The organism is Microcoleus sp. N9_A2, from assembly GCF_036701775.1.
GTDB lineage: Bacteria > Cyanobacteriota > Cyanobacteriia > Cyanobacteriales > Microcoleaceae > Microcoleus.
This window is the reverse complement of record NZ_JAUBRH010000064.1, coordinates 19,494-34,345: the sequence shown is the minus strand read 5'-3', so window position 1 is coordinate 34,345 and position 14,852 is coordinate 19,494. Positions and strand designations below refer to the sequence as shown.

Here is a 14,852-nt window from a genome sequence, read left to right as displayed (position 1 = left end):
GTTTTTGAGTAACAGCTTGCCGGATATTCTAAGGCGGCTACTTTTGGCTGCAATCATTTTTTAGTCTAAACTACAGTGACAACGCAACCTAGTGCAATACCACTTTCAAAAAATCATGAGACTTTCAGCTATTCCCAAATTATTATTAAAAATTAAGTTGTTTACAATTATAAAATCTAAAATCTAATTAAGTCTTGCACAATTATAAAATCTCAAATCTCAAATCTCAAATCGTCAAAGCCTCCAGCACCGCAGTTCTAGAGGCTTGATGGTATTTTTTATTAGTTTACTGCGATTGGAAGACTAGACTTTCGCTAAAGGCTTAGTCCAAACGCCGGTTTCATTTTCTTCGTACTCCTGATGAATGGCTTCCCAGGCGGTGTGTTCTGCTTGTATCGAGTCGTTGCTTTCGTCAAATGCGGTGTTGTAGGATTCGATAAAGGTTTTTTGTGCTGCTTCCGACAGGTGCGATCGCACTTCTGGAGATAAGTCTGCCGGACTGTTGCAGCGACCTTTGACGGCGCGTGGTAGCGTCATCTCGCTAACTGAAACTTCTTCGCCACCTGCACTTTCTAGCAATAGTTGAAATTCGCCAGATTTATCTGCGGCGACTTCTGCCATCACGAGAAATTCGCCTGCTTCGACGCGGGTTTGATAGATAGTTGCTTTGTCTTCGGGCATTCCCAAAGCGACTAAAGCGGAAACTAGACCCGCACCGGCCGAACCTGCGATCGCGCCGCTAGCTGCACCCAACAGTACAGCACCCAGCGGGCCTGCGGATACTACTGCACCGACAAAGGGAATAAACAGCACGCCCACGCCAGTTAGCAAACCCAAAAAAGAACCGAATAAGGAACCAAAAATCGCTCCGCTTCGCAAGCCTCCTAAAATTACATCTTTTTTAGTCAGAAAGCCGGCAATTTTAGTTTTGGACTGAAAGTTTTTGCCCATTACGGAAATGTGGTCGCGGGATACTCCGCGATCGAGCAACCGCCGAATTACGCCGTCTAATTGTTCTTCTTCCTTAAATACGGCTGAAACTGTGCGTTCTGCTAGATATTCCTCTGTCATTGTTTCTCCTTGATAATTTTTTGATTAGTTGTGCTGGTATTTAGTATAGGAGGACACTGTAGGGCGATCGCATCGATCTTGAGAGAGAGGTGAATGCGATCGGAGATAGTTTGAGGCTCTATCAAAAGAGTTAAGGAATTTTGTAAGTGGCGATCACTCAACTCTGACAGAGACTTATTCATCTCTGATATAAGCCCCCAAATATTCTAGTTTATTTATCATTTCCTCTGCTGACTTAGCCGCCATTAAATTCAATATTCCCCGCCACTGAGCGCCTACTGAGTAATTTTGTCTGGGTACAACAATAATTCCTGAATGAGTTCTTTTTTGTTCAGCAAAAGTTCTGTGCAAACGACAGAAATCTCCCATATTAGAACTGTAAATGACGCGCCCTTGCTCAGTTGCCCAGATTAGCTGCTCCTCATCTGAAGAGCTAAGTTTGTTCGCGTCTGAGGTAGTCATCACCTCTACAGCAGAATTACGCAAAGATTCTACCAGCGAAAGATTACCCGAATCTTCATCAATATAGAGACTAATTTTACTCACGATAAATTACCTGCCATGTATTCAGTTTCCCAATACTTGCATTCTTCGTAGTACGCCACTATCTCCGCCTCAACTTCATCTTTATTAGCGTGATAATAAGCCAAGCCTGCATAAATTTGTGCTAACGTCAAATGCGGAAATTCTTCAGCAATTTTTTCAGGAGTCATTCCTGCTTTGTAGTCAATTGCTATGCTCCGAACGGACATTCTTGTACCTGCGATGCGGGGGCAGCCCCCGCAAGTTCCAGGCGTACGGACAATTAGCGTTCCTATATCAACGGCAGTTGTCATATTTACCTCGATTGAGTTAACTTTATTCTATTGTAGCGCAGCTTCATTTCTACCCGATCGCACTTTCGCAACATTAACCAATGCCACTAGCACCTTTGTTTCCTGTCGTTCACCCGATTCTCAAATCTACTTTTCCCGGATGTCTGTGGACGGGAGATATCAACAGCCGAGAAATAGCCCTAACATTTGACGACGGGCCGCACCTGCAGCACACACCTCAACTACTGAAAATTTTAGATAAATACGACATCAAAGCAAGTTTTTTCTGGCTGGGATTTTGCGTTGACAGACATCCAGAAATTGCCAAAGAAGTGTACGATAGCGGACACTGGATAGGTCTCCACGGCTACCAGCACGTATCGTTTGCCAAACTCAAAACCCATGAACTAAAACACAGTTTAGAAGATACGCAAAAAGCTATTAGCAAAGCTTGCGATTTAGACCCCAAATTAATCCGCGACGTGCGGCCGCCGAATGGCATTTTTATACCGCGAACATTAGAATTATTGCAGCAGTGGGAATATCGCCCGGTAATGTGGAGTGTTGTCCCGGAAGATTGGGTGCGGCCGGGGGTGATGAAAGTTATGAGTCGCGTGGTGCAGCAAACAGAAAACGGTTCAATTATTGTACTTCACGACGGTTATTGCGGTGGTGAAGATGTCGCGGCTTCTGCTGATAAAATAATTCCACTGCTATTATATAAAGGTTACAAGTTTGTAACAATCGATCGACTTTGGCAACAGGCAAACATTCAAGCAATAAAGGCAAATTAAAATCATGCTCAAAAAAACACTGTTTGTAGCATCTCTTTGTTTGGCAAGTACGGGATTGGCGATCGGGCTTTCTCCTGCTTCCCTCAGTGCTAAAACCCCACTTGTCGTACAGCAGCCAGCCAGTGACCTGTCCGTGCCTGCGATCGACTCGAAACGCCCTCAAGTCGAACTGGTAAATCCGGGAGTGGAACCCCGACAACAGTTGCGTTTAAAACCAAATTTAGGTGTTAAACAAACGACTACTATGGTTGTAAAAATGGAGATGGAAGTGTCTACAGCCGACAGAAGTACGAATGTGAATAAAGTTCCGACTATGGTCTTAACTATAGACACACAAGCCACTAAAATTGATGCCAATGGAGATATTCACTACGATTTTTCATACGCTAGCGCAGATATTGCTGCTGATACTCCAAATTTGCCAACTGCGGCCCTGGATAGTATGCGATCGGCAGTTAAAAAGTTAGTTGGATTGAAAGGTTCTTTCATCATGGATAGTCGGGGCGCGAGTAAAGGAGGTAGCTTTACTTTGCCGGAAGAAGCGGACAACAACACCAAACAAATGGTTCAAAATATGTCTAAATCTTTACAACAGCTTGCCTCGCCTCTGCCGGCAGAAGCAGTTGGAAAAGGCGCTAAATGGCGCATCTCTTTTCCATCTAATGTCAGTGGCATGAATGTGAATCAAACTGCTACCTATGAATTGATTGGCTTGCAAGATGGAGTTGCTACTCTCAAAACTAGCGTAGAACAACAAGCAAATCCCCAAAATATGACTTTACCCCAATTACCTGCTGGCTCTAATATGGCCATAAAATCTTTTGTGTCTCAGGGTCAGGGAGAAGTGATAATGCGACTGGATCAATTAATGCCTGTTCGTTCTGTCGTCTCTATCAATTCTAATTCTGAAATGACTATTAAAGTTGCAGGGAATCCAAAAGAATTAACAATGAAAACAAAAATGCTGATGGAGATGACTTTAGATTCTAAGTAGGTCTTAAATCTGGCTAACATACCTGATACGATCTAAAAATTACGAAAATTTCGATCGCAAACAAAGCAAGTAGAGGAGGCTGTTCTATGGTTCGATCGCACAAACGTCAAGCTGTCATCGCTTTAGTCGCAGCTTTGGGCACAATCATCGGAAATTTAGTGTTTCCAGGCCTGAATGTAGCCCCGGCATTGGCCGAGGCCAAATTTCAGGATGTTAAAAACCATTGGGCCCAAGGTTGCATAGAAGAATTAGCAGACAAAAAAATCATCAGTGGCTACTACGAAGACGGCAGTTTTCGCCCGAACCGCCCAGTCAGCCGCGCTGAGTTTGCGGCAATGCTGCGTAGGGCTTTTCCAGATGCAAAAACCGTCCGCAATCCGATCGACTTTGCAGATATTCCCACGAACTACTGGGGTTATAAACCAATTCGAGAAGCTTATCAGACGGGTTTTTTGTCCGGTTACAGCGGCAGTATTTTTAACCCGACTCTTAACATTCCCCGCTGGCAGGTTTTGGTAGCATTAAGCAGCGGCTTGAAATATACGCCTACAGGGCCAGCGGCTGAGATTTTGGATGCGACTTTTGAAGATGCGCCGGAAATTCCAGAATTGGCAAGAAATGCGATCGCCGCCGCCGCAGAAAAACAACTTGTGGTCAATTATCCCGCCGTCAAACAGCTAGAACCTACGCGCAATGCTACCCGCGCCGAAGTAGCAACTTTCTTGTGTCAGGCGATCGCCAAACCCGGACAAACAGCCTTAGTTCCCTCGCAATACATCGCCCAAGTCCCAACGAATGTCGGCCCGGCGAGAACCACAGAAACCTCGGAATCTGGGAATATTAGGGCAGAAGTTTCTTTCATCAAAGAAGGAGAAAATGCCAAAAATATCCGCCTCAAAATTATCCGAGACGGTCAAACTTTATTAGACGAACCAGTGCTAATTCCGACTCGTTCTCTAGTAGACAATCCTGATAAAAAAGCCAACGAAGAAGTATCAGAAGGGCGTTTGTTATCGGTGCGAATCCGCGATTTTGACGGCGACAAAGAACCGGAAGTGCTGGCAGATTTAGTCTCAATCAATAGCGGTGTCCGCTGCTGCAATTATTCGTTTATTTACCGCTACGACTCAGCAGCCAAAAAATACGCTCACATCAAGCATTTTTGGGGCAATGTCAGCTACGAAATTGTCGATTTTGGCAAAAATGATATCCCGGAGTTCAAGAGTCTAGACGGGCGATTTGCAGAGGCTTTTACAAATTATGCGGATTCTCGGTTGCCGCTGCAAATTTGGCAGTACCGCCAAGGTAAAATGGAAGATGTTACTAAGCAGTATCCCGTAGAAGTATACACGAATTCTGCTGAACTGTGGCTGGAATCTAGAAAGCGATCGAGCGAAGATGCAGAGGTAAAAGGGGTGTTGGCCGCTTTCATGGCCAGCAAGTATGTTGCGGGCCAGGAGGCAGAAGGTTGGCAATTGTTGGACAAAGTTTATCAAGGGCGCGATCGCAATCAATTCTTTGCGAAATTGCGCGAGTTTTTGGTGAGTACGGGATATGCGACTAAGTAGATAAAGAACCCCCTAAATCCCCTTTTAAAAGGGGAGTAGGGTTTGAGGTTGAACGACTCATGTTTTCGCCTTAAGGAAGGGAACTTTCAAGACTTTCTCCCCAGGAAGGTAACACTCGAAAGTTCCGCCAACATCAGGACGGCGATATTCTACGCTAATGCTATCTGAGGGTTGATTTTCGGCAAAGGTTTTTACTTTGTACTTTTTGAGACTATAAACATTAAGACTTAAATAATTTTCCAAAAACTTTATAAATAAATACCAAAACCAGTTGCTGTTTTAGAAGTTGAGCTAAAATAAGTATAAAATATCCCACATAAAATCCCTGAAAATGGTATATCCACCTGCACCTTGGAATTTGCAAGGTTATGCTGTTCAGACTTTACAATTAATAGATGTGGCACGGGTGCGTCCCTTGGTTCCATCTGAGTTAGAAATAGTCTCTGTATTGCCCGGAAAAACCCTAGGTGGAGTTTATATATCCTCCTACGGATTGGGTTCCGTGATGGAGTACAATGAGTTAATTGTCGTAAGCGCGATCGCCAATTATGCAGGAAAATGGGGCGCTTGGATTTCCCACATCTACGTAGACAACCCTAACTCGGTAGCCGGCGGGCGCGCAATTTGGGGACTCCCTAAAGAATTAGCTCAATTTAGTTGGGAAGGTAACGATTCGGTAAAAGCAACACCGCTAGGCTACCGAGTTACAGTTAGCCAAGCAAACCGTCAACTGTGCAGTCTCAATTACAGTCAACCAAGTTTAGCGCTACCTGTATCTTTTAGCGGAAATGTTTTCAGCACCGATCGCAGAAATTTGCTACTATTCAAAGGAGAATTTCAGTCTCGACTCGGTTTGATTAAAGGTAAATTAGAAGTAACTGAAGAAAGTCATTTTGCCAGTTTAAACTTAGGTCAGCCCTTGCTTACAGTGGCCTGTGAACATATGCGTTTAATGGCAGGTGCGCCGGAAGTTGTGGGAAACATAGCTGCTGAATTCAGTTATTAGCTGGAAATTGCTATTGACCTGCAATTCCCGCTTTACGCAGGAATTGCAGGTCAATATTAAACCAACCTTTTGCACCATTAAAAGCGTTGATGCAGTATGTTTGCAAAAAAAACTGGTTTCTGATTGCTCGTGCTGATTGTACTGAAATTAAATCAATTCCGGTTGCACTCATACATGATGTTAACTGTTAACAGTTAACATTCAACAGTCAACATTCAACATTCAACAGTCAACCGTGAATTTACTACTCCGATGAAGAGAGGATTTGATATTAAATTCCAGCCCCTGAAGCGGCTTCAGCACCCATTTCTAAAACTGTACCGCGCAGGAAATCAATTTGCTGCTGAAAATCCATGCCCTTAATCTTTGCTAATAAAGCATTTCCAGCTTCGGGAAGTTTGTAGTCGGAAGGTACGGGAATAATAGTTCCTTCGTCCATTCCTACTGCCAGGAAGTACCAAAAAGCCAGCTTGGTTTCAGGGCTCATCGAGCCGTACATCCGGCTGATTTCAGTATTGGCTTTTGAGGCAATGTCGCGCATTACTTGCAGTTGTTCTTCCTTGGGCAGCGGCTTGACTTGCTCGAACAAACCCTCAGCAATTTCGGAACCGGCAGCACCGGGAGCCGCTGGCGTGATTGACTTGCCCATTTCGGTGTAAACAAACCACAGCAAACCTAATTGATCGTCTACATTCAAGCTCTGCATATCGGCTTTTCCTTGGTCGTAGGCGCTGGTAGTAGAAAATGTCATTTCAGTCTCCAAAATAATATGTATTGCTCTGTTTGTTTATGGCAAAAACTTGTTTTGCTACTGAATAAAAGTTATCAAATAAATAGGGAGGCTAGAATCTTGCTGAAGGTAGAGATGAACCCGACAGTAATTAGTGGTGGCGGCTCCGAAGGTGGTAGGAAGTTTACAACTAAAGGATGATGCGGTGTGTCTCAGGTCAATTAGATTGAGAGCGTCAAGTTCGATCGATCGCAATTCAGTTTTTGTTCATTTTTGAGTACGTAAGTGCGATCGCTCGAACATTTTTTGCCGTTGGAGCGAATACGCTATTATTCCCAAAAAAATAGGCTGGCGAACAGCCAGCCTAGAATCAGGAGAATTTTAATTGAAACTTGTTGAAATTCTAGCTAAACAAACCCGAAATACCGCCGACTGCTATTGCTCCAGCCAGAGCCGAAACAACCACAGAAGTTAGAGCCGTACCGAACAGCCACCAAGCAGCAGTTGCTGCAGCTTCGCGCGCATCTTCTGCTTGCTGCTTGGTCTTTTTCTTGATATCTTTAATGCGTTTTTTGGCTTGCTCTTGCAGGCGTTCCGAGCGCGACAGCACGCTGTCCCTGGCTCCTTCAATTTGGTCGATAATTTTGTTAGCTTGGCCTTCTGAAATATCGGAGCGAGAGCTAATTACTGCGACTAAAGTACCGCGATCGAACTCGCCTAAACGCTCTTTAATCGCGTCAAATCCGGCCTGCGGGTCGTCAAACACTTTGCGGAAGTCTCGCTTAATGCTTTCGTAGTTGAGTTCTGGTCGATCGAGCGAATTGAGGTAATCCCGAATTTTCGCGAAAATACCGTCAATTGCCGACTGGAACTTGTCTTGCACCATTTGAAGTTGTTCGACAAATTCGTTGCGGACAGATTCGATACGATCGGCAATTTGGTTAGCTTCCTCTTCGGAGATGTCTTCCCGCTGCGACAGCAAGGCTACCAGCGTACCGCGATCGAAGTGCTTGAGCCGATCGCCCAAACTTTGCATCCCCGTTCCCGGCTCGCTAAACAGCAACTGCAAATCGCGCTTGATACCGTCAGGATTGAGCTCTTCCTTGTTGGTATTCTGCAAGTAATTTTCCAAACTTCCTTGGAAATCCTTGACAGTTTTTTGAGCGCGAGATGCCAAACGACGGGGCGATTTCACGATGCTGCGAATCGAATCTTGCACGCGATCTATCGTCCGATTGATTTGTTCTTCGCTCAAATCTTCCCGCTGCGAAAGCAACTTGACTAAGGTTTCGCGATCGACCTGAGACAGCCTTTCCCGCAGCGCCAAAGCGCCTTCTTTCGGATTTTCAAACAATTTGGTCAAATCCCGATTCAGACCTTCAGGATCGAGTTCTTCCAGGTTGGTATTCCGTAGGTACTCACCAATTTTGCCAGTAACTTCCTCGTACTGTTCCTTAGCTTTATCCGCCACTATCTGCGGTGCGTGGACAATGTTGTCGCGCACGGATTCGATTTTGTCGATCGCCCCATTTATCTGTTCTTCGTTGAGGTCTTGGCGCTGCGACAGCAGTTGCACCAGCGTATCGCGGTCGAATTGAGACAAGCGTTCTCTCAGCGCTTTCAATCCCGCTTCCGGGTCGCTTAACAGCGTTTGAAACTCGCGTTCGATCGCTTCAGGATTGAGCTCTTCCTTGTTAGTATTGCGGAGATACTCTTCTACCTTTTGGCGCAATTCTTGCGCTTTCGATTGCGCTTGCTCTTGCAATTCTTGAGATTTGCCAATTACGCGATCGCGCGAACTTTCCAGTCGGCCGATTAACTGATCTGCTTCCTCTGGACTGAAATCTTCCCGCTGGCCGAGCAACTGCACCAAAGTATCGCGGTCAAATTGCGACAGGCGATCGCGCAAAGCCTCAAAACCAGCATCGCGATCGTCCAAAAGCGCTTGGAAGTCCTTCTCGATACCTTCAGGATTCAATTCTTCCTTACCAGTCGATCGCAAATAATTCTCAATCCGGCTGCGTAAATCTTGAGACTGTTCCTCACCAGCAGCATCTCGAACAATGCCCAAAACTTCTTGACGGACACCTTCAAGCTGTTCGGCAATTTCCGTCGCCTGTTCCTGACTAAACCCCTCGCGGCGGCCCAAAATCCCTACAAAATACTCAGGATTAAACATCTCTAACTGGCGCAAAACTGCCCCCGGAGAAGCTTCGGGATCGTAAATAACATCCCTAAATTCCTGCTTGATAGTTTCTCGGTTGAGATGCCAAGGTTGAGTATTCAGTAAGTAATTTTCCACATCAGCCTTAGCTGTATTGAAAGGCAGTGCAGGCAATTTATCGCCCACCTTCTCGCTCAAAGACTTAGCTTTTTCCTTTCCTTTTGCAGTTAGTTGCTGCAACTGACCAGAGATTTTTTCAACATCCAAATCAGACAAATCAGTCCGCGACAAAACAGTGCCAACCAGAGCTTCCACACCCAACTGCATCGCCCGGTTCATGCCCCCGCTGGACTCCGATTTGTTGTCCCGATTTTCCAGAATTTGAGACAGCTTGGCGTTAAGTTCGTCAGACTTCAGCAAATCGGGAGCCGCAAACTTGAGAAAATCAACTAACTCTAAATTCGGGTCTTTCTTTTCTTGCTGCTTGCCAAATGTTTGCTTCCAAACGCCTTCGAGTTGGTCGGCAACTTGATTTATTTCTTCTTGAGAAAAATCACTGCGGCTGCTAATCAAATCCACAAAAGTCTGGCGGTTAACATTTTTTAAAACATCGGTTCCCGCCAGAGATTTGATATCGGCATCCCCCAGTAACTTTTCAAATTGACCGCGAATTTCCTTGACATCCAACTTCGGCAACTGCAAAGAACCCACATAATCTTGCAGTGTTTCGCGAATGCTCTCCGGGTCTACAGCCGAGCTCAATTCGCGGCGGACAGCAGCCACAGATGCTTCCACAGTATTGACCATTTGGTCGCCTGCCATCTTGCCGCCGATCGCTGAACCGGCAGTACCCATGACGCCTTGAATGCCTGAAAAAGCAGTTTTTATCAAGGAACCAATCATCGAACCTACGGCGCTAGAACCGAGCCATACCAGGGTTAAAAAGTACGCAGCCCAGATGACAATACCAATAATTGCCGCTCCATCTACCGAGGAAATTGAAGTTAATTTGACTGCCAGAAAACAAGCTACAAATAAAGCTATGTTAACTGTGACTAAAATCCAACCGCCCACTAGACCTTCAGTCTTCCGAATTTTAGTACCAAAACTTTCGGAATCGTCATCATCATCGGGTAAAGCGTCGTCCCAATTAGATATTTTGGCGGCAATCGAGAAATTTGTTAACAGGAATTGGAAGCCGAAAGCCATAATGACCCCGGCGATTAATGCCACGAAAAACTGAGGACTTAGAAACATCAGCCCTGCGACATCCGGGTGCTGGAATGGGACATCTCTTTGCACCGGCATTTGGGCAATATTGAATTTGGGACTGTACAGCGACATTAATAACTCGCTTTCAAACATAAATTACCTCCTAAATTTTGATGCCGAATCAGGCATATTGAAATTATCCCCTAACATTTAACTAGGGGAATGGACACTTTTTTGATGGTGGTTTTTTTCGTCAGGCTTTATCTTAAGGAAGCCCTAATTCGTAAAATAAGGATGAATAGTAAATCAGTTCTTTAGTTATGTCATCCTTACTGCTGATTATGGCTCTGGAAGCGGAAAAATAAATCCCTCTAAAGTCAGAAATGAGTTGATTTGGGAGGAGTAGCCGTAGAGTTCGCCCAAAAAATGCAGGTTTGAGGCGGGGGCGATGGCTAGTAATTATCACAGGGGCCGTCAAGACTTTTTATGTAATTAATAGGGCGTGGTTACTTAATAAAGTGCGATGTGGCGCACCCTACATATCGTAGAGTGCGCTGTCTTTTTAGGATTCCGTTTGATTTTTGGGAGCAAAACGAGCTAGTAATTCCGGGCGTTCGAGCTGCATACTCAGTCGCGTGCTTTCAAGAGGTTCTAGTTGAATCAAAGGCTCAATTATTTGGGCTAATTCTTCATCGATTTCGCCAAATCTTACTTCTAATATACTCTCAATAATCTCGCGTTTACCTTGCTGAAAACCTTGCTGAAAACCTTGCTGAAAACCTTGCTGAAAACCTCGCTCGATACCTTGCTGGATACCTTGCTGAAAATATTGCTCGATACCTCGCTGAATACCTTGCTCGATACCTCGCTGAGTTGCTTCTTCAAGCCGTTGTAAATAGAGCGGTGACAGTTCCATAATTAACTCCCGATTTTCTCGATATATAATAAATATTAAAGTGATATTTAGCGCCCCCTACAGATTGTAGAGCGCGCTGATGAGTTAGGATTCCGTTTGATTTTTGGGAGCAAAACGAGCTAGTAATTCCGGGCGTTCGAGCTGCCTAATCAGTCGCGCGCGATCGAGGCTTTCTAGTTTAATCAAAGGCTCGATTATTTGGGCTAATTCTTCATCAATCTCGCCAAATTTCACTTGTAGCATACTCTCAACTATCAAGCGTTGACTGCGCTGGATACCTTCTTGGATACCTTGCTGTATACCTTCTTGGATACCTTCTTGGATACCTTGCTGTATACCTTCTTGGATACCTTGCTGGATACCTCGCTGAGTTGCATCTTCAAGCCGTTGCAAATAGAGGGGTGACAGTTCCATAATTAACTCCCGATCTTCTCGATCTATGTCTTGACGGACTTCTAAAATCGTTCGCAAGTTGTACAACAATTCTAACGCGCTCAACCGAAAGAAATTATCTGAGGGTAATTCTCTCAATTCGGCAATAGCTTGCTTTTGCACGTTTCCCTTCCCCAAAATCCTCAGCCACAGCGTTTCGGGAGTGCGGGGCAGTTGGTGAATGGCAATGATTGCTGCTTTCAGAGACGGACTCAGAAAATAAACTCCATTTACCCAATTTTCGGGTTCGGGAATCGCTCCAAATCCAGCTAACATAACGTCGGAAACCGTCGGCGACAGTATCCAGAGTTGTGGCAAGTCTGCCTCTGCAATCCTGCTATTATCTCTGGCTGCGACTCGTTCATATTCGGCGTGGACATCAAATAGTTTGCCCAAACAACTGCGAATTTCTCCAGTTTGAACAGGACTGCGGAATGGTTCCAATACAGCGGGTTTTGCTGCAATTTGACCCAAAATGCCGAGGGCTGTTGCTTCGACTTCTGGTTCCGCTTTGGGGGCAAAAAAAACGTCAATCTGCCTCACTTCTCCAGCAATGTCGAGGCTGGTTTCGACTTTGCCCAGAGGGGTTAATAGTTCTTTGAGATACTGTTTGGCGAATTGGTCGTGGATGAATCTAGTCATGAGAATTGTCAGCTATCAAGTGTTTAAAAACCTCGCCACTACTCGTCTACTCGCTACTCGTTACTCGTTACCAAGCTATACCTGGTAATGCAGATCGGCAGGCTCGGCCTCCATTGTTGCAGCGGAGGCTCTGCTTCTGGAAAATTTCATGCTCTGGCTGGGAACCAGTTAAACCAGTTAAAAACAGTTAAATCTGCTCGTCAAAATTATCAGATATCAACTGTTTAAAACTCTAGTAATCAACTATTAATTATCAACTATCAACCATCAACTGTCAACTTTTGGCAGCATTTACCCTCGCAGTTGCGTCGGCTGCGAATACACCCGTATTCCTCGAAACGTTGACTGTGTTTGCAAACAGTAGGATAGGCAACTAAATTTAAAGGAATTCCGATTAGTTTGTACACCAATCGACCAGCAGCATGAAGAACATCCCAAGTTTCGCTCAAGTTAGGTTCCCTAACAAATTCTCCTATTTCATCTTTTAAGGCAATCCACTGAGATTGCAGAGTAGGAGAGTGACAATTATCAAATGCTGTCATACCTTTTTGATAATTTTTCCAAATTTTGTTCATAGATTTAATCAAATCTGGCTTAGTTCTGATAATATCAGAAGTTAATCTGAGATTACAATCATCCGGTATTTTAAGGAAATCAGCTATGCGACTCTCTCAAATGCTTTTTGTCACCCTGCGGGAAGACCCTGCAGAAGCAGAAATTCCCAGCCACAAACTATTACTCCGTGCGGGATACATTCGGCGCATCGGTAGCGGCATTTACGCTTATCTGCCTTTGATGTGGCGAGTTCTCAAAAAAGTCTCCCAAATTGTGCGGGAAGAAATGGATGCTACCGGCGCTCAAGAATGCCTTCTCCCGCAACTGCAACCTGCTGATTTGTGGCGGGAATCCGGTCGCTGGGATACCTACACTCAAGCTGAAGGTATCATGTTTTCTCTCACAGACCGCCGCGATACTGAGTTGGGATTGGGCCCCACTCACGAAGAGGTAATTACTACAATTGCTAAGGATATGGTTCGTTCCTATCGGCAGTTGCCTTTGCATCTCTATCAAATTCAAACTAAGTTTCGCGATGAAATTCGCCCGCGTTTTGGGTTGATGCGCGGTCGCGAGTTTATTATGAAAGATGGCTATTCTTTTCATACTAGCGAAGAAAGTTTGAAAAAAACTTATCAGGATATGGATCGAGCATACAGCAATATGCTGCGCCGATCGGGCTTGGAATTCCGAGCAGTAGATGCCGATTCTGGTGCAATTGGTGGCTCTGGCTCTCAAGAGTTTATGGTGCTGGCAGAAGCGGGTGAGGATGAAGTTCTTTATACTGAAGATGGTCAGTATGCTGCTAATGTGGAGAAGGCTGTATCGATTCCTGCTGATGCGGAACCGTCGCCATTCGCAACTTTTGAAAAGCGGGAAACGCCGGGAACTGACACAATTGATAAACTGGGCAAGTTTTTGAAATGCTCTCCGACGCAAGTTGTCAAAAATGTGCTTTATCAGGCTGTTTATGACAGCGGTATTACAGTTTTGGTATTGGTAAGTATTCGCGGCGACCAAGATGTGAATCAGGTAAAGTTGCTGAATGAATTGACGAAGTTAGCACCAAATTATCAAGCTAAAACTGTTTTATTTTTGACGGTTCCTGATGCGGAAGCTCAGGGGAAATGGGCGACTAAATCTTTGCCTCTGGGTTATATGGCTCCGGATCTTGCTGATGATTATATCGCTGGAAGCAAGGAGGTAAATTCTAAGTTTTTGCGTTTGGTCGATCGCACTGCAGTCGATCTAACCAACTTTGTCACTGGTTCTAACGAGTCAGGATACCACGTTGTAGGGGCTAATTGGAACAAAGAATTTCCGCTACCAGCAACGGTTGTAGGTGTCAGAACGGCCAAAAAGGGCGATCGGGCGGTGCACAATCCCGAACAAACCTTGCAAAGCGCCAGAGGTATCGAAGTCGGCCACATCTTCCAATTAGGAACCAAATACTCGCAAGCAATGGGCGCCACCTACACCAGCGAACAAGGCGAAGAAATGCCCTTAATTATGGGCTGCTACGGTGTCGGCGTGTCGCGGCTGGCTCAATCTGCCGTAGAACAATCCTACGACAAAGACGGGATCATCTGGCCAGTGGCGATCGCGCCCTATCACGCCATCATTAGCATCCCCAACATTTCCGACGCCCAACAAGTAGAAGTCGCCGAAAAACTCTACGCAGAACTCAATCAATCTGGCATTGAAACCCTGTTAGATGACCGCGACGAACGAGCCGGAGTTAAATTCAAAGATGCCGATTTAATCGGCATTCCCTATCGCATTGTTACAGGTCGTTCGCTGAAATCAGGTAAAGTTGAAATTGTGGAAAGAGCAACTCACAAATCCCATGAAATTCTCATTGAGGAAGTTAATGCTACTTTGAAAAACTGGATTGATGCCGCCATCAAATAAGTTGTTATAACAGTAAGGTGCGCGGCGCGCACCTTGCATTAG

The 14,852-nt window shown here is 45.1% G+C and carries 13 protein-coding genes and 1 pseudogene; 5 read left to right on the top strand and 9 right to left on the bottom strand.

The features are described from left to right. Positions 1–303: 303 nt before the first annotated feature. From QUA44_RS25685 to QUA44_RS25670, 4 genes are read right to left on the bottom strand one after another with little or no spacing between them, the layout of a single operon-like run. Positions 304–1,071, bottom strand: coding sequence for a ChaB family protein (locus QUA44_RS25685; protein ID WP_333255539.1), 768 nt, complete (start codon positions 1,069–1,071; stop codon positions 304–306). Beyond that, complete coding sequence (locus QUA44_RS25680) at positions 1,068–1,253, bottom strand: hypothetical protein (RefSeq protein WP_333255541.1); 186 nt, start codon at positions 1,251–1,253, stop codon at positions 1,068–1,070. The genes QUA44_RS25685 and QUA44_RS25680 overlap by 4 nt, the downstream gene beginning before the upstream one ends. Continuing rightward, positions 1,246–1,617: a DUF5615 family PIN-like protein gene (locus QUA44_RS25675; RefSeq protein WP_333255543.1), complete on the bottom strand. Its 372-nt coding sequence runs from the start codon at positions 1,615–1,617 to the stop codon at positions 1,246–1,248. The genes QUA44_RS25680 and QUA44_RS25675 overlap by 8 nt, the downstream gene beginning before the upstream one ends. Then, positions 1,614–1,907, bottom strand: coding sequence for a DUF433 domain-containing protein (locus tag QUA44_RS25670; protein WP_333255545.1), 294 nt, complete (start codon positions 1,905–1,907; stop codon positions 1,614–1,616). The genes QUA44_RS25675 and QUA44_RS25670 overlap by 4 nt, the downstream gene beginning before the upstream one ends. A gap of 80 nt (positions 1,908–1,987) precedes the next feature. Here QUA44_RS25670 and QUA44_RS25665 point away from each other — a divergent pair, with 80 nt between their 5' ends. The 4 genes from QUA44_RS25665 (at position 1,988) to QUA44_RS25650 (ending at position 6,248) form a co-directional block, all read left to right on the top strand. Further along, positions 1,988–2,680 carry a polysaccharide deacetylase family protein gene (locus QUA44_RS25665; RefSeq protein ID WP_333255547.1) on the top strand — a complete coding sequence of 231 codons (693 nt, stop codon included), beginning with the start codon at positions 1,988–1,990 and terminating at the stop codon, positions 2,678–2,680. A 4-nt stretch (positions 2,681–2,684) separates the two neighbouring features. Then, positions 2,685–3,674, top strand: coding sequence for a DUF6263 family protein (locus tag QUA44_RS25660; protein WP_333255549.1), 990 nt, complete (start codon positions 2,685–2,687; stop codon positions 3,672–3,674). A gap of 86 nt (positions 3,675–3,760) precedes the next feature. Beyond that, positions 3,761–5,242, top strand: a complete 1,482-nt coding sequence (locus QUA44_RS25655; RefSeq protein ID WP_333255551.1) for an S-layer homology domain-containing protein — start codon at positions 3,761–3,763, stop codon at positions 5,240–5,242. Between the two features lie 331 nt (positions 5,243–5,573). After that, positions 5,574–6,248: an acetoacetate decarboxylase family protein gene (locus tag QUA44_RS25650; protein ID WP_333255555.1), complete on the top strand. Its 675-nt coding sequence runs from the start codon at positions 5,574–5,576 to the stop codon at positions 6,246–6,248. Positions 6,249–6,519: 271 nt separating this feature from the next. On the opposite strand, the gene QUA44_RS25645 is transcribed toward QUA44_RS25650, so the two are convergent. The 5 genes and pseudogenes from QUA44_RS25645 to QUA44_RS25625 form a co-directional block, all read right to left on the bottom strand. Then, positions 6,520–6,999 (bottom strand): orange carotenoid protein N-terminal domain-containing protein, encoded by a 480-nt coding sequence (locus tag QUA44_RS25645; protein WP_333091580.1) that lies wholly within the window; start codon positions 6,997–6,999, stop codon positions 6,520–6,522. A 382-nt stretch (positions 7,000–7,381) separates the two neighbouring features. Further along, entirely contained in the window at positions 7,382–10,507 is a 3,126-nt protein-coding gene (locus QUA44_RS25640; RefSeq protein ID WP_333255557.1) for an MFS transporter, read from the bottom strand. A gap of 409 nt (positions 10,508–10,916) precedes the next feature. Next, positions 10,917–11,297, bottom strand: a pseudogene (locus QUA44_RS25635) (hypothetical protein); the annotation flags it as partial. A gap of 57 nt (positions 11,298–11,354) precedes the next feature. Further along, the gene (locus QUA44_RS25630; protein ID WP_333255561.1) at positions 11,355–12,344 is read right to left on the bottom strand and encodes a hypothetical protein; all 990 of its coding nucleotides are present in this window, start codon (positions 12,342–12,344) and stop codon (positions 11,355–11,357) included. A gap of 260 nt (positions 12,345–12,604) precedes the next feature. After that, positions 12,605–12,886 carry a hypothetical protein gene (locus QUA44_RS25625; protein WP_333310008.1) on the bottom strand — a complete coding sequence of 94 codons (282 nt, stop codon included), beginning with the start codon at positions 12,884–12,886 and terminating at the stop codon, positions 12,605–12,607. A gap of 118 nt (positions 12,887–13,004) precedes the next feature. Here QUA44_RS25625 and proS point away from each other — a divergent pair, with 118 nt between their 5' ends. Continuing rightward, positions 13,005–14,810, top strand: a complete 1,806-nt coding sequence (gene proS, locus QUA44_RS25620) for a proline--tRNA ligase (RefSeq protein WP_333255563.1) — start codon at positions 13,005–13,007, stop codon at positions 14,808–14,810. Positions 14,811–14,852 lie beyond the last annotated feature (42 nt).

Excerpts from the sequence above, each read along its gene's own strand:
- QUA44_RS25685 (WP_333255539.1), bottom strand. The coding sequence starts at position 1,071 with ATGACAGAGGAATATCTAGCAGAACGCACAGTTTCAGCCGTATTTAAG.
- QUA44_RS25680 (WP_333255541.1), bottom strand. The coding sequence starts at position 1,253 with ATGAATAAGTCTCTGTCAGAGTTGAGTGATCGCCACTTACAAAATTCC.
- QUA44_RS25670 (WP_333255545.1), bottom strand. The coding sequence starts at position 1,907 with ATGACAACTGCCGTTGATATAGGAACGCTAATTGTCCGTACGCCTGGA.
- QUA44_RS25665 (WP_333255547.1), top strand. The coding sequence starts at position 1,988 with ATGCCACTAGCACCTTTGTTTCCTGTCGTTCACCCGATTCTCAAATCT.
- QUA44_RS25660 (WP_333255549.1), top strand. The coding sequence starts at position 2,685 with ATGCTCAAAAAAACACTGTTTGTAGCATCTCTTTGTTTGGCAAGTACG.
- QUA44_RS25655 (WP_333255551.1), top strand. The coding sequence starts at position 3,761 with ATGGTTCGATCGCACAAACGTCAAGCTGTCATCGCTTTAGTCGCAGCT.
- QUA44_RS25650 (WP_333255555.1), top strand. The coding sequence starts at position 5,574 with ATGGTATATCCACCTGCACCTTGGAATTTGCAAGGTTATGCTGTTCAG.
- QUA44_RS25645 (WP_333091580.1), bottom strand. The coding sequence starts at position 6,999 with ATGACATTTTCTACTACCAGCGCCTACGACCAAGGAAAAGCCGATATG.
- QUA44_RS25640 (WP_333255557.1), bottom strand. The coding sequence starts at position 10,507 with ATGTTTGAAAGCGAGTTATTAATGTCGCTGTACAGTCCCAAATTCAAT.
- QUA44_RS25630 (WP_333255561.1), bottom strand. The coding sequence starts at position 12,344 with ATGACTAGATTCATCCACGACCAATTCGCCAAACAGTATCTCAAAGAA.
- QUA44_RS25625 (WP_333310008.1), bottom strand. The coding sequence starts at position 12,886 with ATGACAGCATTTGATAATTGTCACTCTCCTACTCTGCAATCTCAGTGG.
- proS (WP_333255563.1), top strand. The coding sequence starts at position 13,005 with ATGCGACTCTCTCAAATGCTTTTTGTCACCCTGCGGGAAGACCCTGCA.